Below are 312 nucleotides of genomic sequence, written 5' to 3' on the forward strand. Positions count from 1 at the left end.
GGCATCCGGCGGGGTGTTGAACGCGACGGGCTCGGGGCTGTTGAGCACGGCGAGGGTGAAGGCCTGGTTGGCGGTGCTGCCGTCGGAGGAGGTTGCCGTCACCGTCAAATTGATCGATGTCTGGGTCTCGAAGTCGAGCGTGCCGGTGGCCGAGCGCGTGATGATCCCGGTGCTGGCGCCGATGGCGAAGCGCGTGTCGTTGACGCTGTAGCTGACGGTCGAGCCGGCGTCGGGATCGGTGGCCGAGGCGGTGATGCCGACGGCCGTGCCAGCCGCCGCAAGCTCGGCGATCTGGTTGGCGGTGGAGTCGGC

Annotated in this window: 1 protein-coding gene; it reads right to left on the reverse strand. The window is 69.2% G+C overall.

Annotated features, from left to right (window positions below; translation table 11 throughout):
• On the reverse strand, positions 1-312 hold a 312-nt coding region (locus FCU66_RS40545; protein ID WP_136625522.1), incomplete at both ends, for a cadherin repeat domain-containing protein.

It is taken from the genome of Mesorhizobium norvegicum (genome assembly GCF_004919685.1).
Classification (GTDB): domain Bacteria; phylum Pseudomonadota; class Alphaproteobacteria; order Rhizobiales; family Rhizobiaceae; genus Mesorhizobium; species Mesorhizobium norvegicum.